This window comes from Rhizobium sp. YTUHZ045 (assembly GCF_051124255.1).
Classification (GTDB): Bacteria; Pseudomonadota; Alphaproteobacteria; order Rhizobiales; family Rhizobiaceae; genus Rhizobium.
Genome location: NZ_CP101434.1, coordinates 39,380 through 63,204, shown reverse-complemented (window position 1 = coordinate 63,204; position 23,825 = coordinate 39,380). Strand labels below are relative to the sequence as shown.

The following is a 23,825-nucleotide window of genomic DNA, read 5'->3' as shown; positions in this document are numbered from 1 at the left end:
TCTGCAGCACCCCTATGTGAGTTTGATATTGAACCATCGAGAAAGGACTTCCCCTCCGATCCGCGTTCCAGGGAACTGAGGGGCGCTGCTGCCGGGCTCTCGGCAGATCGTTGACAAATATTACCGCTCGTACATCCTGATTTCCTTGTGACCTGCGCATGAGAATGCGTCGGCCGAGGGACTTTTGGCTCTTGGGGATGGCGTGCCTTATGAGGATCATACCGCGAATGAGCACGATCGAATCCAGCGTCTCCTCCATCCTGTTGGACCGGGTCGCCGAATGGCTGACGCATTCCTCGCTGGCCGGCGACGACCTCGAAAACATCGTGCGCGGCTTCTGCGAACGACTTGCCGCCGCCGGCCTGCCGATCGCGCGCGTGCACCTGACCTTTTCGATGCTGCATCCGCTCTATGATGCGCTGAGCTTCACCTGGCGGCGCGCCAGCGGCGTCACCATCGAGGGCTTCCGCATGCCGGCCGGACAGAAGCCGGACCGCTTCCTGCAGAGCCCCTATTATTACCTGCTCGACAACAACCTGCAGCACATCCGCCGGCGGCTGATGCAGGAAGGGCCGGCCGAATTCCCGATCTTCGAGGACCTGCGCAAGGACAGGATGACCGACTATCTCGCCTTCGTGCAGCCCTTCGGCGACGATTCGGTGCAAGGCATGATGGGCTCCTGGTCGACCGACCATCACGACGGTTTTACCGACGACATGATCGACGCGCTGCTCCGGATGCAGAATCATCTGGCGGTCGCCGCCAAGATGGCGGTGCTCGGCAAGCTCGCCAACAACATGCTGACCACCTATCTCGGCGGCGACGCCGGCAAGCGGGTGCTGAACGGCCAGATCCGCCGCGGCGACGGCGAGACGATCCGTGCGGCGCTCGTCATGGGCGACATGCGCGAATCCACCATGTATGCCGAAAAGGAAGGCAGGCAGGCCTATATCGATACGCTGAACCAGTTCTTCGACGCGATCGCCGCCCCCTTCAACCGCAACGGCGGCGAGATTCTGAGCTTCCTCGGCGACGGCTTTCTGGCCGTCTATCCCTGCGGGCGTCACAAAGACCCGTCGAAAATCGCCTGCGAGGCGGCGCTTTCCGCCGTCTACCAGGCGCAGGCGCGGGTGGCCGAGCTCAACCGCGACCGCGAGGAGAAGGGTCTGGCCAGGATCGGCTACGGCATCGGCCTGCATGTCGGCAACGTCATGTTCGGCAATGTCGGCCTCAAGGACCGGCTGACCTTCTCCGCCTTCGGATCGGCGGTCAACGAGGTGCAGCGTTTGCAGATCCTGACCAAGAAATACGGCCGCGAAGTCGTCGCCAGTCAGGCCTTCGCCGGCTATTGCGGCGGCGAATGGACGACGCTCGGCGAGGAGAAATTGCGCGGCATCCGCCAGAAGGTGACGGTGCTGCAGCCACGTGCCCCGGCCCCGGAGATTCATGTCGACGAACATTTCCGAGAGGCCGTGCAGAACGGACTTTCCGAAGCCGAACAGGTCATTCTCCTGCACCGCGATGCCAAGAAACAGGTCAAACGCACAAGTATGGAGAAGTTCATCCAGTAAAACGCCAGGTTGCGGCCGCTGAAATGGCGTGTTTCTTCCGGACAGAGATGGTGAAACGCGGCAATTTCCCCTTGATTGTCATCAGCTAGACACCCCGTTTGCGGTACGATAGTGTTGCCTTAACGGGAACATAGAAGACTGGGGAATTTCATTGGTATGGCGTCCGCTGCCGATCTGTTGCGTATTGAGAATCTCGACGTCTCCTTCTCGGTTTTCGGCGACCGCCTGCGTGTCGTAAAAGAAGCCAATCTCCGCATTCTTCCGGGCAAGGTCACCGCTCTCGTCGGTGAGTCCGGTTCCGGCAAATCGGTGATCAGCCAAGCCATCATGGGCATTCTGCCCAATCCGGCGAAAGCGTCGGGCAGCATCCTCTTTACCGATCCGCTCGACGGCAACACGACCGATATCCTGTCGCTGCCGCGCGACAGCGAAGAGATGCGCGATCTGCGCGGCAAGCGCATGGCGACGATCTTCCAGGAGCCGATGACCTCGCTCTCGCCGCTGCACACCGTCGGCAACCAGATCAGCGAAGTGCTGCTGATCCATACAGACGTCGACAAGCAGGAAGCACGTCAAAGGACCGAGGAAATGCTCGGCCTCGTCGGCTTCCCCAATCCGCACCGCACCTACGACATGTATCCATTCGAGCTGTCGGGCGGTATGCGCCAGCGCGCCATGATCGCCATGGCGCTGATCTGCAAGCCGGCGCTCCTGATCGCCGACGAGCCGACGACTGCGCTCGACGTGACGATCCAGGCGCAGATCCTTGAGCTGCTGCGCGACCTGCAGGCCAAGCTCGGCATGGCGATGCTGCTCATCACCCACGATCTCGGCATCGTCGCCAACATGGCCGACGAGGTGGTCGTCATCTATCACGGCGAGATCATGGAAGCAGGGCCGGTCGAGGCGATCTTCCGCAATCCGCAGCATCCCTATCTCAAGGCGCTGATGGCAGCCGTCCCGCATTTCGACATGAAACCCGGCGAGCGGCTGAAGGCGCTGCGCGACGTGCCGGTCAATCTTGAAACGCTGGTCGGCAAGAAGAAGCCGCTGCAGGCCGAAACCCCGGGCACGCTGCTTTCCGTCGCCAATCTGTCGAAGACCTACAGGACGCGCAGGCGCAGCCTGTTCGGCAAACACGAAGCCGCCGTCGTGCATGCGGTCGACGACGTCAGCTTCGACATCCGCCGCGGCGAATGTCTCGGCCTGGTCGGCGAATCCGGCTGCGGCAAGACGACACTCAGCAAGATCCTGATGCGCGCCGTCACCCCCGATGGCGGCTCGGTGGTGTTTAATGACGGCAAAGAGGTCATCGACGTGCTGGCCGTCAAGGGCGCCGAGCTGCAGGAGCTGCGCACGAAGATCCAAATGGTGTTCCAGGACCCGGTCTCCTCGCTTTCACCCCGCATGACGGTGCGCAACATTCTGAGCGAGCCGCTCGAGATCCACGACCGCGGCGACAGCGCCGAGCGCAAGCGCAAGGTCGAGGGGCTGATGGGCGCGATCGGCCTCGACAAGCGTTACCTCAGCCGTTACCCGCACAGCTTTTCCGGCGGCCAGCGCCAGCGCATCGGCATTGCCCGGGCCCTGGCGCTCGGCCCGAAGCTCGTCATCCTCGACGAGCCGGTGTCGGCCCTCGACGTCTCGGTGCAGGCACAGATCCTAAACCTCTTGAAGGACCTGCAGAAGGAGCTGGGGCTGACCTACCTGTTCATCTCGCACAACCTCGCCGTCGTCGACTACATGGCCGACCGCATCGCCGTCATGTGCAAGGGCCGTATCGTCGAGATCGCGCCGCGCGAGATCATCCTGCGCGATCCGGTGCATCCCTATACGAAATCACTGCTTGCCGCCGTCCCCTTCCCCGATCTCGACCGGCCGCTCGATTTCAAGGCGCTCCGGGAAAACGGCGCTGCCGACAAGCAGAACTGGGGCGTTACCTTCACCGCCGAGCATGACGACGCTTCCGAGCTTGCCTATGCCGACCTCGGCGATGGCCATCTGGTACGCGCCCGCAAGGGTGCCGATATCCGGGAGTTGCGCTGATGGTGACGCGTCGTACCTTTCTGGGCGGCCTTGTCGGCGCTGCGATCGCGCCGGCGGTGCTGCGGGCCGAGCAGGCGAGCGAACCGGAATTCCTCAAGGAGCGGCTGGCATCAGGCAGCCTGCCGCCGATGGCCGAGCGCATTCCCGCCCGCCCGCGCATCGTCAACCTGAAGGAGATGGGGCTCGAGCCCGGTGCCTATGGCGGCACCGTGCGCACCATCATCGGCAGCCAGCGAGATATCCGCTTCATGACGATCTACGGCTATGCCCGCCTGATCGGCTACGACAAGCACCTGCAGTTCCAGCCCGACATTCTGGCCGATTTCCGCTCAGAGGAAGACACGGTCTTCACCTTCACGCTGCGCGAGGGCCATAAATGGTCGGACGGGGCGCCGTTCACCGCCGATGATTTCCGCTACTGGTGGGAAGACGTCATCCTGAACGACAAGCTGACGCCGGGCGGCGGTGCGCTCGAGCTTCGTCCACACGGCAGCCTGCCGCGCTTCGAGATGCTCGATCCGCTGACGGTGCGTTATACCTGGGAAAAACCCAACCCGATGTTCCTGCCGAGCCTGGCAGGCCCGCAACCCCTCGTCATCTTCGGGCCGGCGCATTACCTCAAGCAGTTCCACAAGAAGTATCAGCCCGACCAGGCGAAGATGGAACAGATGATGCAGGCCAACCGCGCCAAGAAATGGCAGGACCTGCACATCAAGATGGCGCGCTCCTACCGGCCCGAGAATCCCAACCTGCCGACGCTGGATCCCTGGCACAATACGACCGCACTGCCAGCCGAGCAGTTCGTCTTCGAGCGCAACCCGTTCTTCCATCGCGTCGACGAAAACGGCAGGCAGCTTCCCTATCTCGACCGATTCGTCCTCAACGTCTCTTCCTCGTCGATCATCGCTGCCAAAGCGGGTGCTGGCGAGGCCGACCTGCAGGCGACCGGCATCGATTTCAACGACTACACCTTCCTGAAAGAGGCGGAGAAGCGCTTTCCGGTGAAGGTCAATCTCTGGAAGGTCGCGCGCGGCTCGCGCATCACGCTCTTGCCGAATCTCAACTGCGCCGACGAGGTGTGGCGCGGCCTTTTCCGCGACGCGCGGCTGCGCCGTGCGCTGTCGCTGGCGATCAACCGGCACGAGATCAACATGGTCGCCTTCTATGGCTTGGGCACGCCGAGCGCCGATACCGTGCTGCCCGACAGCCCGCTCTTCAAGCAGGAATATGCCGACGCCTTCGTGAAGTTCGATCCCGATGAGGCCAACCGCCTGCTCGACGAGCTTGGCCTAACCAAGCGCGGCGACGACGGTATCCGGCTGCTGCCGGACGGACGGCGCGCCGAGATCACCGTCGAGACCGCCGGCGAAAGCAATCTCGATACCGACGTGCTGGAACTGGTGCACGATCACTGGGCCGATATCGGCCTTGCGCTTTATACCCGCACCTCGCAGCGCGACGTCTTCCGCAACCGCGCCATGAGCGGCACGATCATGATGTCGATCTGGTATGGTCTCGACAACGGCGTGCCGACGGCCGACATGTCGCCGTCTGGTCTTGCGCCGACGCTCGACGATCAGCTGCAATGGCCGCTCTGGGGCATGCATTATCTCTCCGCCGGCCAGGAAGGCGTCGCACCAGACCTGCCGGAAGCTGCAGAGCTGGTGGACCTGCTCGGCCAATGGGGCTCGACGGCGAAGTTCGAGGAGCGTCAGGCGATCTGGCACAAAATGCTGTCGCTCTATACGCAGCAGGTCTTCTCGATCGGCCTCATCAACAGCACGCTGCAGCCGATCCTTCGCGCCGCCAAGCTGCAGAACCTGCCGGAGAAAGCGCTCTACGGCTTCGATCCCACCTCCTATCTCGGCGTCTACATGCCGGATGTTTTCTGGTACAAGGAGGCCTGAGGCGTGCTCAGATATATTCTCTGGCGCATCGCCGCCATGGTGCCGACGCTCTTCGTCATTTCGGCGCTTGTCTTCACGATCATCGAGCTGCCGCCCGGCGACTTCTTCGAGAGCCAGATCGCCGAGCTGCGCGCCTCCGGCGAGACCGCCAACCTCCAGGAAATCGAGGAAATGCGGGAGCAATACGGCTTCGACAAGCCGGAGATCGTGCGCTACTTTTACTGGGTCGCCGGCATGCTGCACGGCGATTTCGGCTATTCCTTCGAATACCAGCTGCCGGTCTCGGACGTGGTCGGCGAACGGCTGTGGCTGACGATCCTCGTCTCCTTCACGACGATCCTGCTCACCTGGCTGATCGCCTTTCCGATCGGCATCTATTCGGCGACGCATCAGTATAGCTGGGGCGATTACGGGCTGACCTTTCTCGGCCTGCTCGGCATCGCCGTTCCGAACTTCATGCTGGCCCTGATCCTGATGTATTTCGCCAATGTCTGGTTCGGGCTGTCGATCGGCCACCTGATGGACCAGCAATATCTCAACGCACCGATGAGCTGGGAAAAGGCGAAGTCGATCCTTGCCCATCTCTGGATCCCCGTCATCATCGTCGGCACGGCCGGCACGGCCGGCATGATCCGGCGGCTGCGCGCCAATCTTCTCGACGAGATGCAGAAGCAATATGTGACGACGGCCCGCGCCAAGGGCCTGCATCCGATGCGGGCGCTGGTCAAATATCCGCTGCGCATGGCGCTCAATTTCTTCATCGCCGACATCGGCTCGATTCTGCCGTCGATCATCTCGGGCGCCGAGATCGTCGCCATTGTCCTGTCGCTGGAGACGACCGGGCCGATGCTGATCAAGGCGCTGCAGAGCCAGGACATGTATCTGGCCGGCTCCTTCCTGATGTTCCTTGCTTTTCTCAACGTCATCGGCGTGCTGATCTCCGATATCGCCCTCGGCTTCCTCGATCCCCGCATCCGACTGCAAGGCAGGAGCACCAAATAATGTCGCCCCTTCCCGCACCCGGCGCGCCGCTGCCGCATTACGTCTCCACCGCGCCCTTCGATCCGCACGCGACCGAGAGCATGACGGCGGCGCAATCGCGCATCCATCTCGCCTCGCAGAAACAGCTGATGTGGTGGAAGTTCAAGCAGCACAGGCTCGCCTTGATCTCCGGCATCTTCCTTGCCGCCATCTACCTGATGATCCTGATCGTCGAGTTCCTGGCGCCCTACGGCCTGCACACGCGCAATGTCGATTTCATCCACGCGCCGCCCCAGCGCGTTCATTTCTTCGACAAGGGTGAGTTCGTCGGTCCCTTCGTCTACGGCCGCAGCATGACGCTCGATCTCGACACGCTGCACCGCGTCTATACCGACCGGCCGAACGACGTTCAGCCGATCCGCTTCTTCTGCCGCGGCGATTCCTATAAGTTCTGGGGCCTCGTCGCCTCGAACTATCATCTCGTCTGCCCAGCGATCGGCGGCCAGATGTTCCTGCTCGGCACCGACCGGCTCGGCCGCGACGTGCTGTCGCGCATCCTCTACGGCGCGCGCATATCGCTGACGATCGGCCTGATCGGCATTTCGATCAGCTTCGTCCTCGGCATCGTCATCGGCGGCCTTGCCGGCTACTGGGGCGGCGTCTTCGACCTCATCGTCCAGCGCCTGATCGAGGTGCTGCAATCGCTGCCGAGTCTGCCGCTGTGGATGGCGCTCGCCGCCATCATGCCGGTGACCTGGAGTCCGATCGTCATCTATTTCGGCATCACCGTCATCCTCGGCATCATCGACTGGACCGGGCTGGCGCGGGCCGTGCGCTCCAAGCTTCTCGCGCTGCGTGAGGAGGATTACGTACAGGCCGCGCAGCTGATGGGCGCCAGCACGCCGCGCATCATCGGCCGCCATCTGGTCCCGGGCTTCATGTCGCATCTCATCGCTTCGGCGACGATTTCGATCCCCGGCATGATCCTCGGCGAGACCGCGCTCTCCTTCCTCGGCCTCGGTCTTCGGCCGCCGATCACCAGCTGGGGCATTCTGCTGACCGAGGCAAAAAGCGTCAGCGTCATCGCCTTCTATCCTTGGCTGCTCTTTCCGATCATTCCTGTTGTTCTTGTCATTTTGGCGTTCAACTTTCTGGGAGACGGCTTGCGCGATGCGGCAGATCCCTACAAATAGCGGGAAGCTCGGCGGCGCCTTCCGGCACCGCGCCCGCCTCTTGGCCTCCGGACGGTGGGGGTACTAATTCATGTTGTTCACCCCGGAGGGAACACCCATGGCCAGACGTCTCGAAGATGCTCGCATCCTCATGTACAGCCACGACACGTTCGGCCTCGGCCACCTCAGGCGCTGTCGCACCATCGCCCATGCGCTGGTCGAAGACTATCGCGGCCTCAACATCCTGATCATTTCGGGGGCGACGATCGCCGGCGCCTTCGATTACCGCGCCCGCGTCGACTTCGTGAAGATCCCGAGCGTCATCAAGCTGCGCAACGGCGAATATACGTCGCTTGCCAGCCATATCGATCTCCACGAGACGCTGAAGATGCGCGAATCGAGCATCCGCCATACGGCCGAGACCTTCCAGCCGGATATCTTCATCGTCGACAAGGAGCCGATGGGATTGAAGGGCGAGGTCGAGGATACGCTCGCCTATCTCAAGGCCCGCGGCACCGTGCTGGTGCTGGGGCTGCGCGAGATCATGGACGCGCCGCATCTGCTCGAGGCCGAGTGGAAGAAAAACAGCATCATGCAGAAGATCGACCAATATTACGACAGCGTCTGGGTCTACGGCCCGCCTGACTTCTACGATCCGCTCGTTGGTCTCGACGTGCCGGCCAGTCTGCGTCGGAAAATGGATTTTGTCGGCTTCCTGCAGCGCAGCGTTTCCAAGGGCAAGAGCTCGATCAACGCCCGCAAGGACAATTACCTGCTCGTCACCACAGGCGGCGGCGGCGACGGCTCCGATCTCGTCCACGACGTCATGAACGCCTACGAGGCCGATCCGACGCTGACGCAGAAGGCGCTCGTCGTGCTCGGGCCCTATATGCCGGCCGCCGAGCGCGCCAAGCTGGTGCAGAAGGGCGAAGCCATTCCCTATATAGAGGTGATCGAGTTCGACAATCATATGGAAGAGTTGATCGCCGGCGCCACCGGCGTCGTCGCCATGGGCGGCTACAACACCTATTGCGAGATCCTCTCCTTCGACAAGCCGGCCCTTATCGTGCCGCGCGTCAAGCCGCGCGAGGAACAGCTGCTGCGCGCAAAGCGGGCAAGTGAGCTAGGCCTCGTCGACATGCTGCTGCCGGAACAATCGGCCGATCCGGCCATCATGGCCGCGGCGCTGAAGCGCCTGCCCTCCCGGCTGCCGCCGTCGAAAAGCGGCAGCAATATGCATCTCGAAGGGCTGGACCACATCTCGCAGACTGTCGGCCGATGGCTCGACGGCCGCGCCACCCGCCTTGCCGTCGTCGGCGCAGAATAGGGCACAGAATTGCCGCCACGCCGCAAGATCCTCGTCGTGCTGAAAGGCTATCCCCGCCTTTCCGAGACCTTCATCGCCCAGGAACTGCTCGGCCTCGAAAGAGCCGACTTCGACCTGACGCTGATTTCCATGCGCCGACCGACCGACAAGAAGCGCCATCCGGTGCATGACGAGATCAAGGCGCCTGTCGTCTATCTGCCGGAATATTTGCACGAGGAGCCGATCCGCGTGCTGAAGGGCCTCGCCGCCGCCTACGGCAAACCCCGCTTCAAAGCGCTGATCAAGCGCTTCTTCGCCGACCTAAAGCGCGATCTCTCCCGCAACCGCTTCCGCCGCCTCGGTCAAGCGCTGGTGCTGGCGCGCGAATGGCCGGATGGAGGCGAGTGGCTGCATGCCCATTTCATCCATACGCCGGCCTCGGTGACGGAGTATACGAGCATCCTGACGGGCACGCCCTGGACCTGTTCGGCCCATGCCAAGGACATATGGACCTCGCCCGACTGGGAATTGAAGGAAAAGCTGAAGAGCGCCCGCTGGACCGTCACCTGCACCCGGACCGGCTACGAACACATGCGCATGCTGACATCGCGCAAGCAGGCCATACATTTGAGCTATCACGGCCTCGATCTCGCCCGCTTCGGCCATTTTTCCGGTGCACATTCTGAGAGAACCGGCAACGACCCGGCCGATCCGGCCTTTATTCTCAGCGTCGGCCGCGCGGTCGAGAAGAAGGGCTACGACGTGTTGCTGCGGGCGCTGGCGCTGCTGCCGGCTGATCTCCATTGGCGCATGGAGCATATTGGCGGCGGCGACGAGCTTGCCAGGCTGAAGGCGCTCGCAGCCGAGCTCGGCCTCTCCGGCCGCATTGTCTGGAAGGGCGCCATGGCACAGGAAGACGTGCTCGATCACTACCGCCGCGCCGATCTCTTTGCGCTCGCCTGCCGCATCGCCGCCAACGGCGACCGCGACGGTTTGCCGAACGTGCTGGTCGAGGCCTCGAGCCAGCGCCTCGTCTGCATCTCCACCACGGTATCCGGCGTGCCGGAACTGCTGACGGACGGCGAGAACGGCCTCGTCGTGCCGCCGGAGAACCCGGCACTGCTTGCCAGCGCGCTGGAGGCGGCGATTCGCGATCCGGCGCTGCGCCAGCGCCTTGGCGACGCCGCCGAAAGGCGGGTGCGCGAGGACTTCGATTATCATTCCAGCATCAGGCAGCTCGCCGGCCTGTTCGAGGCCGAATGGCAGAAGGCGTCATGACGGCACCGCGCATCTTTTTCTATGTCCAGCATCTGCTCGGCATCGGCCACATCGCCCGCGCCAGCCGCATCGCCAATGCACTCGTCAGGGATGGCTTCGACGTCACCGTCGTGACCGGCGGCCTGCCGGTGCCGGGTTTTCCCGGCGAGGGTGTGAAGACCGTCGCCCTGCCGGCGGTCGTCGCCAGCAATGCCGGTTTCTCCGGCCTTGCCGATGCCGATGGCCGGCCGGCCGGCGAAGAATTCCTGGCCGCTCGCCGGAACTTGCTGCTCGACGCCTTCCATGCCGCAAGGCCCGATGTCGTCATCATCGAGGCCTTCCCCTTTGGCCGGCGGCAGATGCGCTTCGAACTCCTGCCCCTGCTTCAAGCGATCGAAGAGGCCGAACCGCGGCCAAAACTCGTCAGCTCGGTGCGCGACATCCTGCAGGAAAACCGCAAGGCCGGCCGCGACGCCGAGACGGTCGCCCTGGTCAAGGATCACTTCAATGCCGTGCTCGTCCATGGCGATCCCGGCTTCATCAGGCTCGAGGATACCTTCCCGCTGACGCCTGAGATCGCCGACAGGCTGCGGTATACCGGCCTCGTCGCGCCGCCGCCGGCGCCCGAACCGACGGAAACCTTCGACATCATCGCATCGGCCGGCGGCGGCGCGGTCGGCGCCGAGCTGATCGGCGCGGCGAAGGAGGCGGCGGCGCTGCTGCCGGGCGATCTTCGCTGGCTGCTGATCTCAGGTCCCAACCTGCCGGAGGCCGATTTCGCCAGGCTGTCGCGGGACGCAGCCCCGAATGTGACGCTGGTGCGCTTCCGTAAGGATTTTCCCTCGCTCTTGCGCGGCGCCAGGGTGTCGATCTCGCAGGCCGGCTACAACACCGTCGGTGACCTCCTGCGCACCCAGTGCCGGCCGATCCTCATCCCCTTCGTCGCCGGCGGCGAGACCGAGCAGACGGTGCGCGCAGAACGGCTACAGGCGCTGGGTCTTGCAGATATCCTGCCGGAACAGGGGCTGACCTCAGGCCATGTGAAAGAGGCTGTCGAAAAGGCGCTGGCAGCGCCTCGCCAGGAGCCGGTCTCGCTCGATCTCGACGGGGCGGAGAAGACGGCCGCCATCATTCGCTCCATGATTGCCGAATCCCTCGCCTAATTTAAAAATCCTGTGATATAAGCAGAGTTCCGGCGAGAATCGGCCTTTCTGCAGCCGGTCCCTTCGCCTTGTTTTGATTGCGATATCGGCGGTCCGGCTGCATGGTCCTGTTCTCAAGAATCCCTCCCGTCCCCGCGCCCCCATCCCGTTTCCCAGCAAGCTGACGGTTAGCCATGGAAAAGAGCCTCGCCCGCTATATCTGGAAAAACACGCGGCTGCAGCAGCTGTGGATCCTGGCTGTCGTCGCGGCCTCGATGATCCCCTATTTCCTGTCCTTCGATCTGCCCAAGCAGATCGTCAACGGACCGATCCAGGGCGACGGCTTTGAAGGCCCCGGCGCAACCCAGACCTTCATGCATATCGCCTATGACATTCCGCTGATCGGCCATGTCGAATTCTTCAAGGGCGTGCAGCTCGACCGTTTCCAGATGCTGATGGCTCTCAGTCTGGTATTCCTGGCGCTGGTGGTGCTGAACGGGCTCTTCAAGTTCTACATCAACACCTATAAGGGCCGGCTCGGCGAACGCATGCTGCGGCGCATCCGCTTCGAACTGATCGACCGGGTGCTGCGGTTTCCGCCGGCCCATTTCAAGCGGGTGAAATCGGCCGAGATCGCTACGATGATCAAGGACGAGGTGGAGCCGATGGGCGGCTTCACCGGCGACGCCTTCGTCTCGCCTGCCCTACTCGGCGGCCAGGCGATCACCGCGCTCGCCTTCATCATCGTGCAGAATTTCTGGCTCGGCATGATCGCCGCCGCCATCGTCGGCGTCCAGGCGGTCGTCATCCCGCGCATGCGCAAGCGCCTGCTGGATCTCGGCCGCCAGCGGCAGCTGACGGCGCGCGAGCTTTCCGGCCGCGTCGGCGAAATCGTCGAAGGCATCGGCACAATCCACGGCAACGACACATCCAACCTCGAACGCGCCGATATCGCCTGGCGGCTCGGCCGCATCTTCTCGATCCGCTACGACCTTTACCAGTGGAAGTTCCTGGTGAAGTTCATCAATAACTTTCTCGCCCAGGTCACGCCTTTCCTGTTCTACGCGATCGGCGGTTATCTCGCGCTGCAGGGCCGGCTCGACATCGGCCAGCTCGTCGCCGTCATATCAGCCTACAAGGACTTGCCCGGGCCGCTGAAGGAGCTGATCGACTGGGACCAGATGCGCCAGGACGTGCAGGTGAAATATCAGCAGGTCTACGAGCAGTTCAACGTCGAGCCCTTGATCGAGAGCCACATCCAGGAATTGGCGACCGCACCCGTGGGCCCACTGACCAGCGCACTCGTCGTCACCAATCTGACGCTCTCCGACGACAGCGGCGCCCGCCTTGTCGACCACGTCTCGGTCGAAATCAAGCCGAACGAGACTGTTGCGATCGTCGGCCCGAACGGCAGCGGCGCCGAAGCCTTCGCCGAAGCGCTCGGCCGGATGATCTGGCCCGACTCCGGCCGCATCACCATCGACGGACGCGACCTGCTCGAGCTGCCGGAATCGATCACCGGCCGCCGCATCTCCTATGCCTCGGCCGACACCTTCTTCTTCCATGGCACGCTCGCCAGCAATCTGCTCTACGGCCTCAAGCACGCGCCGATGATCGACGCCGTCTACGACGAGAAGGAAGCGCAGGAGTATAAATGGCATTCCATCGAGGCGGTGAAGGCCGGCAACCCGACGCTCGACCTCAACAGCGATTGGGTGGATTACCAGGCGGCCGGCGCCAATGGGCCGGAAGATCTCCTGAAAGCGATCCGGCCGGTGCTCGACGCCGTGCAGATTTCGCAGGACATCCTCGATCTGGCGCTGCGCTCGAACGTCAATACCGAGGTGCATGTGGCGGTCAGCGACCATGTCGTGGCGCTGCGCGCGTCGCTGCGCGACCGGCTGCGCGACGAAGGTCTTGACGGCATCGTCGTGCCTTTCGATTTTGACGCCTACAACGCTCAGGCGACGGTCGGTGAAAACCTGCTCTTCGGCACGATGAAGCGGCCGCTGATGACCAATCGCCGGCTGGCCGCCCATCCCTATTTCCAGCAGCTGTTCCGCGAGACGGGCCTCAGCACCGATCTCTACGCCATGGGCCTCGAGATCGCCGAAAACGCCGTCGAACTCTTCCACGACCTGCCGCCGGATCATCCTTTCTTTCAGCAGCTGACGTTCATGACGGCGGACGACATTCCGACCTATCAGGCGCTGCTGCAGAAGCTGCAAAGCCGCCGCTTCGAGGATGCGACACCTGAGGAGCGCTCCGCCATTATCCGGCTGAGCTTCGCCTATATTGAGCCGCGCCATCGCTTCGGCCTTTTGACCAACGAGCTGATGGACAAGATCGTCAGCGCCCGCAAGCAGTTCCATGCGCATATTCCGGCCGATCTCGCCGAGCTGATCGAGCGCTACGACGCCGAGCGTTTCACCCCGTCGGCAAGCCTGATGGACAATGTGCTCTTCGGCCGTATCGCCTATCAGCAGGCGGACGCCTCCGACCGCATCCGCGCCATCATGGGCGAGCTCTTCGACGCGCTCGACCTTTATGACGATGTTCTGTCGATCGGCCTCGAATTCGACGTCGGCTCCGGCGGCAAGCGTCTGACCATGGTGCAGCGCCAGAAGCTGAACCTGGCCCGCGCGCTTCTGAAGCGCTCGGACTATTTCGTCTTCAACCGGCCGCTGTCGGCACTCGACCAGCGCGTTCAGGATCAGATCACCCGTAACATCATCGAAGACCTGCATAAGGAAGGTGAGCGCCCGGCGATCATCTGGGTGCTTTCGAATGCGCGGCTTGCCGAAATGTTCGACCGGATCCTGCTCTTCGACCGCGGCGGGCTGGCGGAAGCGGGAAACTATCCGGAACTTTCCGAGAAAAACGGTATGTTCAAGGAACTGTTATCGTAATATTCTATGGGGGCGGCGATGGTAGGCGTTCCCGGGGGAACGCCCGGAATTGAGACGCCTGGTTCCAAGAACCCTGCGTCAGGGGATTGAAACGCTCATGCTGTTGAGAGACGAAGTCGAAATGCTGCGCCGGGTGCCGATCTTTTCCAGGATTGCACCAGCGAAACTCAAGCTTTTGGCCTTCACCTCCGACCGCATGACCTACAAAGCCGGTCAGGATCTCTTCCACCAGGGCGATGTCGGCGACGCCGCCTATGTCATCCTCTCCGGCAGCGCCGATATCATCGTCTCCTCGCCGGCAGGCGAGATCAAGGTCGCCGACGTCGAGCTCAATTCCATCGTCGGCGAAATCGCCATTCTCTGCGATGTCTCACGCACGGCGACAGTGCGGGCCACCTCGCCCCTCGAAGTATTGCGCATCAGCAAAGAGCACTTTTTAAAGCTGCTGAGCGACTTCCCCGAAATGGCCGTGGAAATCATGCGCGTGCTCGCCGACCGCCTGAATCACACGACGGCGGAATTGACCGCAGCGCGGGCGGCAAAGCAGCCGCAGATGGCGCAGTAAGATCAAATCAAGATTTCGGCGGCCCTTTCTGCGCGCCACGGACGAGGCGCAGCATTTCGACCTGTTTGATGTCCTGACGTGTTGTATTTGCAATGTCCAGCAGATGCAGGCGGCAGGCCACCGCTGCTGCAGCCTTTGTGCCGCGTGGCTGCCCCTCACCCTAACCCTCTCCCCGTAAACGGGGCGAGGGGACGTGCCCAGCGAGAGGCTGGCGGGGAACAGAGGGCTCGCGGCTTGCCCCCTTCGCCCCGCAGGCGGGGAGCAACCATGTTCAATTTTTCCGGTATTGGGGCGTCCATTCGGTCTTGCGAAAGAGGATTGTGTTGGCGAGGACGATGAGTTTTCGGGCGACGGCTATGACGGCGCACAGGTGTTCCTTTCCGTTCTGACGCAAGCGCGTGTAGAAAGCGGCGAGATCCGGATTGTGCCGGGTTGCCGTGAATGCGCACATGAACAGGCTCTTTCGCAGGCGTTCGCGACCACCCTGGATGCGGCGTCTGCCGTGATATTTTCCGCTATCGTCGTCATAGGGTGCGACGCCGGCAAGGGCGGCGATCTCGGCGCGGCTGGCATGGCCGAGTTCGGGCAGCCGAATGATCAAGCACAGGGCGCTGCGCAGCCCGATCCCCTTGATGGAGATCAGCAGATCGAGCCGTTGCGCCAGGTCGCAATCGTCGCGAACCGTCTTTTCGAGCCGCAGCAGATGGGCCTTGCGGCAGGTTTCGAGGCGGGCGACCTCGCGCAGGTGGCGGCGTTTGATCGCCTCCGACAAGGCGGTCTCGGCAAAGGTCTTGACCAGCGCGATCTGCTGCTCGATCTGTTCCAGATAGGTCAGTTCGGCGGCCATCTTGTCGAAGCGTGCGTCCGGCAGCGCCGGCAACTGCTCGAGACTTGCCGTGAACAACGCAATCAGCACGGCATCGAGCCGATCGTTCTTGGCCCGCTTGAGCCGGCTCTTGGCAAAGAAGCGCAATTGCGCCGGCTGCAGACGCGCCGCCGGCCGCTTGCCGGCCCGCAGATGCGCCAGCAGCCGCCATTCATAGCCGCCGGAGGCTTCAAAGCCGATGCGGCTGACGTCATGCTCTCGAAGAAAGGCGTCAAGCGCCTTCAGGCCAGCGGTGTCGTACGTGACCCTCAGCCTTGCCTTACCGGGATGGAGGGCGATGTCGAGATGGCTTTTGCCGACATCGATTCCGGCACAAATCATGCTATTATCGGTCATCTTCGTCGTCCCTGTCTTGGATACGAACCCCAAGGTTCCTGCAACCACACGGGCCAGATGAAGAGCCGGTTGCGATCCTGCTCCCCACAGCCCAAAACGGCTAAGAAGGTGACGATCCGACAACCAGCTGCCGGGCGGGCGGCCACCCGCCCGGCAAGCATCAATATCCTACATTTTTCTTATCCAAGAAGGTGCTGGCAGGCGGATGAGGGGCTGGTGTCCGAGGCGCGAGCCCGTGTCCAAATCCGCCTATTGACGCTGCTCCAGCGCCCTGCTGAAAGGCGAGTGCTGCCGCGCGCAGATGGCGCCGGACAGTAGTAATCGACGAAATTCAGGCCGAAGCGGCCAAGCGACACAGAATACGCCCTATTCAAACGGGCCTCGGCCTTCGACAAAGGCGGCAATATCCGACCTCAACGCAGATCGCGCTGTAAGCGCATCGAGCCGATAAAAATCATGCTGCTTGCCGGCGTAGATTTTCCAGCACTGGGGAACAGCGTTGTTCCAGCTTTCAGTTGGCCGGTATGGATCGAGCTCTCCCCAGAAGACCATGGTTGGTATATCGAGGGGAGACGTTTCGAAGCGCAACCTGGTTGATGACACGCAGATCAGCGCCTGGAGTTCAAGACCCTCTCTGACCGCATTCCACAGAGCCGTCCCACCGGCGCTAAAACCGATCCCCAAGCACCCGCGTCCGTCGATCTCACGAAGTGCCCGGATCGCATGCCGCATGCCGTCCTGGTTGAAGAGATGGTCGTGAAGCGCGTCCCCACGTAGATCAGGACGCCCACTCAGGTCGGCCAGTTGCAAACCATGGCGCTGAAAGCTGCCAGCATCCAGCGGCTCGACAAAGGTTTCGGGAAAGCCGTGGATATCGCCAACGACCAAATGTTGCATTTCGACGATGCCGCTCTTCTCTGCGATAGATGCTAAGGCAGCCGCCGGTTTCCCGGCGGACTGTCTCGATCCTATTCCCGCTGTTCCAGCGCCTTGCTGAAGGCGAGTGCTGCCAGCGTGCAGATGGCGCCAGAGAGAAGGTAGTAACCGACGAAGGTCAGGCCGAAACGGCTGGAGAGGCTGAGCGCCACCAGCGGCGCAAAGCCTGCGCCGACCAGCCAGGCGAGATCCGAGGTGAAGGCTGCACCGGTATAGCGATAGCCGCGGCCGAAACGCGACGAGATCGAGCCTGTCGCCTGGCCGAAGGACAGGCCGAGCACGCCGAAGCCGATGATGACGAAAGCGTCGTGGCCATTATTGCCGGAGGCGATCAGGATCGGCCCGATAAAGCTGAAGATGGCGATGATGACGGCGCAGATGGCAAGCTGGGCGCGGCGCCCGATGCGGTCGGCGATCAGGCCCGAGGCGATGATGGCGATGACGCCGACCATGGCGCCGATCACCTGCACCACCATGAAAGTGCCGATCGGCTGGTTGCCGTAAAGGCTCATCCAACCGAGAGGGAAGATGGTGACCAGGTGGAACATGGCGAAACTGGCGAGCGGCACGAAGGCGCCGATCAGGATGTCGCGGCCGTGAACGCGCAGCACCTGGAGGATCGGTGCGGCCTCCAGCTCATGCTGCTCCAAAAGCGTGCCGAATTCCTTGGTCATGACCAGGCGCAGACGCGCAAACAGCGCCACGACGTTGATCGCGAAGGCGACGAAGAAGGGATAACGCCAGCCCCAGGAGAGGAAATCCTCGCTGGACAGGTTGGCGACGAAATAACCGAAGAGCGTGCTTGCCAGCGCAAAGCCGATCGGCGCGCCGAGCTGCGGGATCATCGCGTACCAGCCGCGGTGATTGGGCGGCGCGTTGAGCGCGAGCAGCGATGCCAGACCGTCCCAGGCGCCGCCGAGCGCGAAGCCCTGGCCGAGACGGAAGAGCGCCAGCAGGGCGATCGACCAGACGCCGATCTCAGCATATCCGGGCAGGAAAGCGATCGAGGCCGTGGAACCGCCGAGCAGGAAGAGTGCAATCGTGAGCTTCGTGCCGCGCCCGTACATCCGGTCGATGGTCATGAAGACGACGGACCCGACGGGGCGGGCGAGGAAGGCGAGCGAGAAGATGGCGAAGGAATAGAGCGTCGCCGTCAGCCTGTCCGGTGCGAAGGGAAAGACGAGCTGCGGAAAAACGAGGACCGAGGCGAGGCCATAGACGAAGAAATCAAAGAATTCCGACATGCGGCCGATCACCACGCCGATGGCGATACTGCCCGGCGAAACCGGCTTGTCGTCGTGAATGCGCCGCGCGTCGCGTTCGAGCGACGACGACGACGGTCCGTAATGCGATGTTGTAGCCATGAAAAACGCCTCCTCGTTAAGGCGCTTCCGGCAAGGCGCCCCAGGCTGATCTTGATCAAACCCGCAGGCTTATCAAGTCCGCAATATGGAAATAGTTCATCATCGCGGCGCAAATCGAGCCGTGTCAGGAAAAATTGCGTGGCCCCAGCCGCTATTTTTCCGGTGCAAAAGCTGGCCTGTCCGGCTCTTGCGGATATATTGAGGGGACATGCGCGCGCAAAAAATCCTTCTCGTGTTCATCAGGATTTCAAAGCGGTAGCGCAACATGATTTCTGCCGCGCTGCGGCATCTTTGCTGCACTGCGACTTTCCGCCTCATGTCGCTATCGGGTTCAGTGCTTTAGTCGCGGTCAAAACGAAACAACAAGAGCTTAGAGACGTGCAAAAACTCGTGAAGTTTTCCCGCCTTCTATCCGTCTTGCCGCTGCTTTTCCTGGCAGGATGCAACATGGTGGTCATGGCGCCCTCAGGCGACATCGCCGTGCAACAGCGCGATCTCATCGTCATCTCGACGGTGCTGATGCTTTTGATCATCGTCCCGGTGATCTTCCTGACGCTGCTCTTCGCCTGGCGCTACCGCCGCTCCAACACGGCCGCCGCTTACGCGCCGGAATGGCATCATTCGACCCGCCTCGAAATCGTCATCTGGGCGGCCCCCCTGGCGATCATCATTGCGCTCGGGGCCGTCACCTGGATTTCCACGCATAAGCTCGATCCCTACCGACCGCTCGACCGCCTCGATGCCGAGCGCGCCATCCCGGCCGATACCAAGCCGCTGACCGTCGAGGTGGTGGCGCTCGACTGGAAATGGCTGTTCTTCTATCCCGAACTCGGCATCGCCACAGTCAACGAGATGGCCGCCCCTGTCGACACGCCGATCAATTTCAAGATCACCGCCTCCTCGGTGATGAACTCCTTCTACATCCCGGCTCTTGCCGGCCAGATCTACGCCATGCCCGGCATGGAGACGAAGCTGCACGCCGTCATCAACCGGGAGGGCGAATATGAAGGCTTCTCCGCCAATTACAGCGGCGCCGGCTTCTCGCACATGCGTTTCAAGTTCCATGGCCTAACCCGCGAAGGCTTCGACGCCTGGATGGCCAAGGTCAAGCAGCAGGGCACGATGCTCAACCGCGACGCCTATCTGAAGCTCGAGAAGCCGAGCGAGAAGGAGCCGGTGCGCTACTATGCAGGCGCCGACGCCGATCTCTACAACGCCATCCTCAACATGTGCGCCACGCCAGGCAAGATGTGCATGAACGAGATGATGCACATCGATATGATGGGTGGCGGCGGCAAGGAAAGTGCTGAAAATCGCGAGAAGCTGCAATACGACAACCGCCATGCCGGCGAAGGCGTCGTCGAGCCTGGGGCCACCGTGCCGGCAACAGGCGTCCCGGCAAAGGCAGAGCCGCCGCGCAATTCCGGAGGCAGCATGCAGCACGACATGCCCGGCATGCCCGGGATGGATATGCAGCATGACGGCCATTCCATGCCCGGCTCGGGCAACGGCGCCGATCCGGCGCCGACGCAGCTCAACAACAACAATTAACCTGGCGCTTTGCGTCGCAAGACATAATGAACGGGTTGTTCCATGTTTTCCAATCCTGACCTCCTGAAGTTGATCTTCGGCCGGTTGACCCTCGACGCCATCCCCTATCACGAGCCGATTCTGGTCGTGACCTTCATTGGCGTCGTCATCGGCGGTCTCGCCGTGCTCGGCGCCATCACCTATTTAAAATTCTGGGGTCCGCTCTGGCATGACTGGATCTGCAGCGTCGATCACAAGAAGATCGGCATCATGTATGTGATCCTCGCAGTGATCATGCTGCTGCGCGGCTTTTCCGACGCGATCCTGATGCGCGTCCAGCAGGCGATCGCCTTCAACGGTTCGGAGGGCTACCTGCCGCCGCACCACTATGACCAGATCTTCACCGCCCACGGCGTCATCATGATCTTCTTCGTGGCGATGCCCTTCGTCACCGGTCTGATGAACTTCGTAGTGCCGCTGCAGATCGGCGCGCGCGACGTCTCCTTCCCCTTCCTCAACAACTTCTCCTTCTGGATGACCACTGCCGGCGCGATCATCATCATGCTGTCGCTGTTCATCGGCGAATTTGCCCAGACCGGCTGGCTCGCCTATCCGCCGCTGTCGGGCGCCGCCTACAGTCCGGGCGTCGGCGTCGACTATTATATCTGGGGCCTGCAGGTGGCGGGTGTCGGAACGACGCTGTCGGGAATCAACCTGATCGCCACCATCGTCAAGATGCGCGCGCCCGGCATGACCTTCATGAAAATGCCGGTCTTCACCTGGACAGCGCTCTGCACCAACGTGCTGATCGTCGCCTCCTTCCCAATCCTGACGGCAACGCTCGCGCTGCTGTCGCTCGACCGCTATGCCGGCACGAATTTCTTCACCAACGACCTCGGCGGCAATCCGATGATGTACATCAACCTCATCTGGATCTGGGGCCATCCGGAGGTCTACATCCTGGTGCTGCCGGCCTTCGGCATCTTCTCGGAAGTCGTCGCCACCTTCTCCGGCAAACGCCTGTTCGGCTATGCCTCGATGGTCTACGCCACCTGCGTGATCATGATCCTGTCCTACATCGTCTGGCTGCACCATTTCTTCACGATGGGCTCAGGTGCCAGCGTCAACTCCTTCTTCGGCATCACCACGATGATTATCTCGATCCCCACGGGAGCGAAGATCTTCAACTGGCTCTTCACCATGTATCGCGGCCGTATCCGCTACGAGGTGCCGATGCTGTGGACGGTCGGCTTCATGGTGACCTTCGTCATCGGCGGCATGACCGGCGTCATGCTGGCGGTGCCGCCGGCCGATTTCGTGCTGCACAATTCGTTGTTCCTCATCGCCCATTTCCACAACGTCATCATCGGCGGCGTTCTGTTCGGCATGTTCGCCGGCGTGAACTACTGGTTTCCGAAGGCCTTCGGCTTCAAGCTCGATCCCTTCTGGGGCAAGATGAGCTTCTGGTTCTGGCAGATCGGCTTCTGGTTCGCCTTCATGCCGCTCTACGTGCTCGGCCTGATGGGCGTCACCCGCCGCATGAGCCAGTTCGAGGACCCGTCACTGCAGATCTGGTTCATCATCGCCGCCTTCGGCGTCGGACTGATTGCGCTCGGCATCGCCGCTTTCCTGATCCAGATCGTCGTCAGCTTCATGAAACGCGAGGAACTGCGTGACGACAGCGGCGATCCCTGGGACGGCCGTACGTTGGAATGGTCGACCTCCTCGCCGCCGCCGGACTACAACTTCGCCTTCACGCCCGTCGTCCACGACCATGACAGCTGGTACGACATGAAAAGGCGCGGCTACGAGCGCCCGCTCGGCGGCTTCAAGCCGATCCACATGCCGAAGAATACCGGCACCGGCGCCATCCTGTCGGCAATCAGCGTCGCGCTTGCCTTCGGCCTGATCTGGTACATGTGGTGGCTGGTGATCGTTTCCGCCATCGCGCTGCTTGCCGTGGCGATCGGCCATACCTTCAACTACAAACGCGACTTCTACATTCCCGCCGGCAAGGTGACCGAAACGGAGGGCAAGCGCACGGCGCTGCTTGCCGAGCAGGTGTAATGACCATGAGCGATCAAACCATCGATACGGCCGAAAAGCCTGAATTCTACCTGACGGAAGACCATCATCCGGAGGGGAGCACCAATCTCGGCTTCTGGCTCTACCTGATGAGCGACTGCCTGATCTTTGCGGTGCTGTTTGCGACGCACGGCGTGCTCGGCCGCAACTATGCCGCCGGCCCGTCGCCGGCCGATCTCTTCGATCTGCCGATCGTCGCCCTCAATACCTCGATGCTGCTCTTCTCCTCGATTACCTACGGCTTCGCCATGCTGCAGATGGAGCGGAACGCCAAGGCGGAAACGCTGTTCTGGCTCGCCGTGACCGGCCTGTTCGGCGCGGCCTTTATCGGGTTGGAACTTTACGAGTTCATCCACCTGATCCACGAGGGCGCCGGGCCGACGCGCAGCGCCTTCCTCTCCTCCTTCTTCACGCTTGTCGGCACCCACGGGCTGCACGTCACCTTCGGCATCATCTGGCTGATCACGCTGATGGTCCAGGTGTCGATGCACGGGCTCATCGAGGCCAACCGCCGCCGCCTGATGTGCCTTTCGATGTTCTGGCACTTCCTCGACGTCGTCTGGATCGGCGTCTTTTCCTTCGTCTATCTGCTCGGAGTTCTCGGATGAGTTCGCAAGCACCCACCCATGAGGATGCCCACGAGGCGCATCACGGCCACAGCCACGGCCACCAGGCCGGCCATGGCACGTTCCGCAGCTATATGGTGGGCTTCGCGCTCTCCGTCGTCCTGACCGCCATTCCCTTCTGGCTTGTTATGGCCGGCGTGTTCGCCAGCCCGGCGCTGACGGCGGTGCTGGTGATGGGTATCGGCGCCATCCAGATCGTCGTCCATATGGTCTTCTTCCTGCACATGAATCCCAGGAGCGAAGGCGGCTGGACGATGATGGCGCTGATCTTTACCCTCATCATCGTCGCCATCGCGCTCTCCGGTTCACTCTGGGTCATGCATCATCTCAACTCCAATATGATGCCGATGAGCCCCGAGATGATGAAGAACATGCCGTAACGGCAAACGAAGGGCGGCGGCAGCGCCGCCCTGAGACCAATGAGCGAAGCCTCCACGCAAAAATTGGAAAGACGGCATTTCCGGGCAAAACGCGCGCTTTTCGCCGTCTGCCTGGCACTGCTAGCCGCCATCCTGTTTGGACTCGGCACTTGGCAGGTTCAGCGGCTGGGCTGGAAGCGCGACCTCATCGCCCGCGTCGATCAGCGCGTGCACGCAGCCGCCGTGCCGGCCCCGGGGCGCGCCGACTGGGACAAGGTCAATGCCGGCAGCGACGAATATCGCCGGGTGACTGTCGATGGAACGCTGGCAAACGACAAGGAAACGCTGGTCTACGCCTCGACCGTTCTCGGTCCGGGTTATTGGGTGATGACGCCGCTGATGCTCGCCGACGGCACCGCCATTCTCGTCAATCGCGGCTTCGTGCCGACGGACAGGCGCGACCCCGCCTCGCGCCGCGAGGGTCAGCTGTCTGATGTCATCGAGATCACCGGGCTGCTGCGGATGACCGAGCCGAAGGGATCGCTGCTCCAATCAAACGACGTCGCCGCCGACCGCTGGTATTCGCGCGATGTCGCCGCGATCGCCCAAAAGCGCGGCCTCGGCGCAGTCGCGCCCTATTTCATCGATGCCGACGCCGCTGCCAATCCCGGCGGTCTGCCCGTCGGCGGCCTGACGATCATCCATTTCCCCAACAACCATCTCGTTTATGCGATCACCTGGTACGGGCTGGCGGTGATGGTGCTGGTATTCCTGGTGTTTGTTGTTCGCGGTGAGATCGGAAGAGGCCGCCGGACGTAAGTCGCTGCCGCTTTGCAGCGGTGCAAGC

Annotated in this window: 18 protein-coding genes; 15 read left to right on the top strand and 3 right to left on the bottom strand. The window is 62.3% G+C overall.

Going from position 1 to position 23,825, the window contains the following annotated elements; genetic code table 11:
* Positions 1–227 precede the first annotated feature (227 nt).
* From NMA58_RS27415 to NMA58_RS27370, 10 genes are all read left to right on the top strand, one after another.
* Entirely contained in the window at positions 228–1,571 is a 1,344-nt protein-coding gene (locus NMA58_RS27415; RefSeq protein ID WP_221114836.1) for an adenylate/guanylate cyclase domain-containing protein, read from the top strand.
* Positions 1,572–1,727: 156 nt separating this feature from the next.
* Positions 1,728–3,617 (top strand): ABC transporter ATP-binding protein, encoded by a 1,890-nt coding sequence (locus tag NMA58_RS27410; RefSeq protein WP_434714666.1) that lies wholly within the window; start codon positions 1,728–1,730, stop codon positions 3,615–3,617.
* Positions 3,617–5,524 carry an ABC transporter substrate-binding protein gene (locus NMA58_RS27405; RefSeq protein ID WP_434714664.1) on the top strand — a complete coding sequence of 636 codons (1,908 nt, stop codon included), beginning with the start codon at positions 3,617–3,619 and terminating at the stop codon, positions 5,522–5,524. Before NMA58_RS27410 ends, NMA58_RS27405 begins: the two co-directional genes overlap by 1 nt.
* A gap of 3 nt (positions 5,525–5,527) precedes the next feature.
* Positions 5,528–6,526: an ABC transporter permease gene (locus NMA58_RS27400; RefSeq protein WP_085780650.1), complete on the top strand. Its 999-nt coding sequence runs from the start codon at positions 5,528–5,530 to the stop codon at positions 6,524–6,526.
* Positions 6,526–7,698 carry an ABC transporter permease gene (locus tag NMA58_RS27395; protein ID WP_085780649.1) on the top strand — a complete coding sequence of 391 codons (1,173 nt, stop codon included), beginning with the start codon at positions 6,526–6,528 and terminating at the stop codon, positions 7,696–7,698. Before NMA58_RS27400 ends, NMA58_RS27395 begins: the two co-directional genes overlap by 1 nt.
* A gap of 97 nt (positions 7,699–7,795) precedes the next feature.
* Positions 7,796–9,004, top strand: a complete 1,209-nt coding sequence (locus tag NMA58_RS27390; protein ID WP_434714661.1) for a glycosyltransferase family protein — start codon at positions 7,796–7,798, stop codon at positions 9,002–9,004.
* A gap of 9 nt (positions 9,005–9,013) precedes the next feature.
* A complete protein-coding gene (locus NMA58_RS27385) occupies positions 9,014–10,261 on the top strand; it encodes a glycosyltransferase (protein WP_434714659.1) in 1,248 nt (415 codons plus the stop codon).
* Positions 10,258–11,403, top strand: a complete 1,146-nt coding sequence (locus NMA58_RS27380) for a glycosyltransferase family protein (protein ID WP_434714658.1) — start codon at positions 10,258–10,260, stop codon at positions 11,401–11,403. The genes NMA58_RS27385 and NMA58_RS27380 overlap by 4 nt, the downstream gene beginning before the upstream one ends.
* Positions 11,404–11,576: 173 nt before the next feature.
* Positions 11,577–14,291: an ABC transporter transmembrane domain-containing protein gene (locus NMA58_RS27375; RefSeq protein WP_434714656.1), complete on the top strand. Its 2,715-nt coding sequence runs from the start codon at positions 11,577–11,579 to the stop codon at positions 14,289–14,291.
* Positions 14,292–14,388: 97 nt separating this feature from the next.
* Complete coding sequence (locus tag NMA58_RS27370) at positions 14,389–14,856, top strand: cyclic nucleotide-binding domain-containing protein (protein WP_004679746.1); 468 nt, start codon at positions 14,389–14,391, stop codon at positions 14,854–14,856.
* 271 nt (positions 14,857–15,127) lie between these two features.
* On the opposite strand, the gene NMA58_RS27365 is transcribed toward NMA58_RS27370, so the two are convergent.
* The 3 genes from NMA58_RS27365 to NMA58_RS27355 form a co-directional block, all read right to left on the bottom strand.
* Complete coding sequence (locus NMA58_RS27365; protein ID WP_434711093.1) at positions 15,128–16,078, bottom strand: IS110 family transposase; 951 nt, start codon at positions 16,076–16,078, stop codon at positions 15,128–15,130.
* 366 nt (positions 16,079–16,444) lie between these two features.
* The gene (locus NMA58_RS27360; protein ID WP_434714654.1) at positions 16,445–16,975 is read right to left on the bottom strand and encodes an alpha/beta hydrolase; all 531 of its coding nucleotides are present in this window, start codon (positions 16,973–16,975) and stop codon (positions 16,445–16,447) included.
* A 71-nt stretch (positions 16,976–17,046) separates the two neighbouring features.
* Positions 17,047–18,378, bottom strand: coding sequence for an MFS transporter (locus NMA58_RS27355; RefSeq protein ID WP_434714653.1), 1,332 nt, complete (start codon positions 18,376–18,378; stop codon positions 17,047–17,049).
* Between the two features lie 378 nt (positions 18,379–18,756).
* Here NMA58_RS27355 and cyoA point away from each other — a divergent pair, with 378 nt between their 5' ends.
* The 5 genes from cyoA to NMA58_RS27330 are packed head-to-tail and all read left to right on the top strand — an operon-like array spanning position 18,757 to position 23,797.
* A complete protein-coding gene (gene cyoA, locus NMA58_RS27350; protein WP_430958991.1) occupies positions 18,757–19,929 on the top strand; it encodes a ubiquinol oxidase subunit II in 1,173 nt (390 codons plus the stop codon).
* Positions 19,930–19,971: 42 nt separating this feature from the next.
* Positions 19,972–21,975 carry a cytochrome o ubiquinol oxidase subunit I gene (gene cyoB / locus NMA58_RS27345; RefSeq protein WP_434714652.1) on the top strand — a complete coding sequence of 668 codons (2,004 nt, stop codon included), beginning with the start codon at positions 19,972–19,974 and terminating at the stop codon, positions 21,973–21,975.
* 5 nt (positions 21,976–21,980) lie between these two features.
* Positions 21,981–22,601, top strand: a complete 621-nt coding sequence (gene cyoC / locus NMA58_RS27340; RefSeq protein WP_085781247.1) for a cytochrome o ubiquinol oxidase subunit III — start codon at positions 21,981–21,983, stop codon at positions 22,599–22,601.
* Complete coding sequence (gene cyoD, locus NMA58_RS27335; protein WP_085780640.1) at positions 22,598–22,999, top strand: cytochrome o ubiquinol oxidase subunit IV; 402 nt, start codon at positions 22,598–22,600, stop codon at positions 22,997–22,999. The genes cyoC and cyoD overlap by 4 nt, the downstream gene beginning before the upstream one ends.
* 39 nt (positions 23,000–23,038) lie before the next feature.
* Positions 23,039–23,797 carry an SURF1 family protein gene (locus tag NMA58_RS27330; protein ID WP_434714651.1) on the top strand — a complete coding sequence of 253 codons (759 nt, stop codon included), beginning with the start codon at positions 23,039–23,041 and terminating at the stop codon, positions 23,795–23,797.
* Positions 23,798–23,825: the final 28 nt, after the last annotated feature.

Excerpts from the sequence above, each read along its gene's own strand:
- NMA58_RS27415 (WP_221114836.1), top strand. The coding sequence starts at position 228 with ATGAGCACGATCGAATCCAGCGTCTCCTCCATCCTGTTGGACCGGGTC.
- NMA58_RS27410 (WP_434714666.1), top strand. The coding sequence starts at position 1,728 with ATGGCGTCCGCTGCCGATCTGTTGCGTATTGAGAATCTCGACGTCTCC.
- NMA58_RS27405 (WP_434714664.1), top strand. The coding sequence starts at position 3,617 with ATGGTGACGCGTCGTACCTTTCTGGGCGGCCTTGTCGGCGCTGCGATC.
- NMA58_RS27395 (WP_085780649.1), top strand. The coding sequence starts at position 6,526 with ATGTCGCCCCTTCCCGCACCCGGCGCGCCGCTGCCGCATTACGTCTCC.
- NMA58_RS27390 (WP_434714661.1), top strand. The coding sequence starts at position 7,796 with ATGGCCAGACGTCTCGAAGATGCTCGCATCCTCATGTACAGCCACGAC.
- NMA58_RS27380 (WP_434714658.1), top strand. The coding sequence starts at position 10,258 with ATGACGGCACCGCGCATCTTTTTCTATGTCCAGCATCTGCTCGGCATC.
- NMA58_RS27375 (WP_434714656.1), top strand. The coding sequence starts at position 11,577 with ATGGAAAAGAGCCTCGCCCGCTATATCTGGAAAAACACGCGGCTGCAG.
- NMA58_RS27370 (WP_004679746.1), top strand. The coding sequence starts at position 14,389 with ATGCTGTTGAGAGACGAAGTCGAAATGCTGCGCCGGGTGCCGATCTTT.
- NMA58_RS27365 (WP_434711093.1), bottom strand. The coding sequence starts at position 16,078 with ATGACCGATAATAGCATGATTTGTGCCGGAATCGATGTCGGCAAAAGC.
- NMA58_RS27360 (WP_434714654.1), bottom strand. The coding sequence starts at position 16,975 with ATGCAACATTTGGTCGTTGGCGATATCCACGGCTTTCCCGAAACCTTT.
- NMA58_RS27355 (WP_434714653.1), bottom strand. The coding sequence starts at position 18,378 with ATGGCTACAACATCGCATTACGGACCGTCGTCGTCGTCGCTCGAACGC.
- cyoB (WP_434714652.1), top strand. The coding sequence starts at position 19,972 with ATGTTTTCCAATCCTGACCTCCTGAAGTTGATCTTCGGCCGGTTGACC.
- cyoC (WP_085781247.1), top strand. The coding sequence starts at position 21,981 with ATGAGCGATCAAACCATCGATACGGCCGAAAAGCCTGAATTCTACCTG.
- cyoD (WP_085780640.1), top strand. The coding sequence starts at position 22,598 with ATGAGTTCGCAAGCACCCACCCATGAGGATGCCCACGAGGCGCATCAC.
- NMA58_RS27330 (WP_434714651.1), top strand. The coding sequence starts at position 23,039 with ATGAGCGAAGCCTCCACGCAAAAATTGGAAAGACGGCATTTCCGGGCA.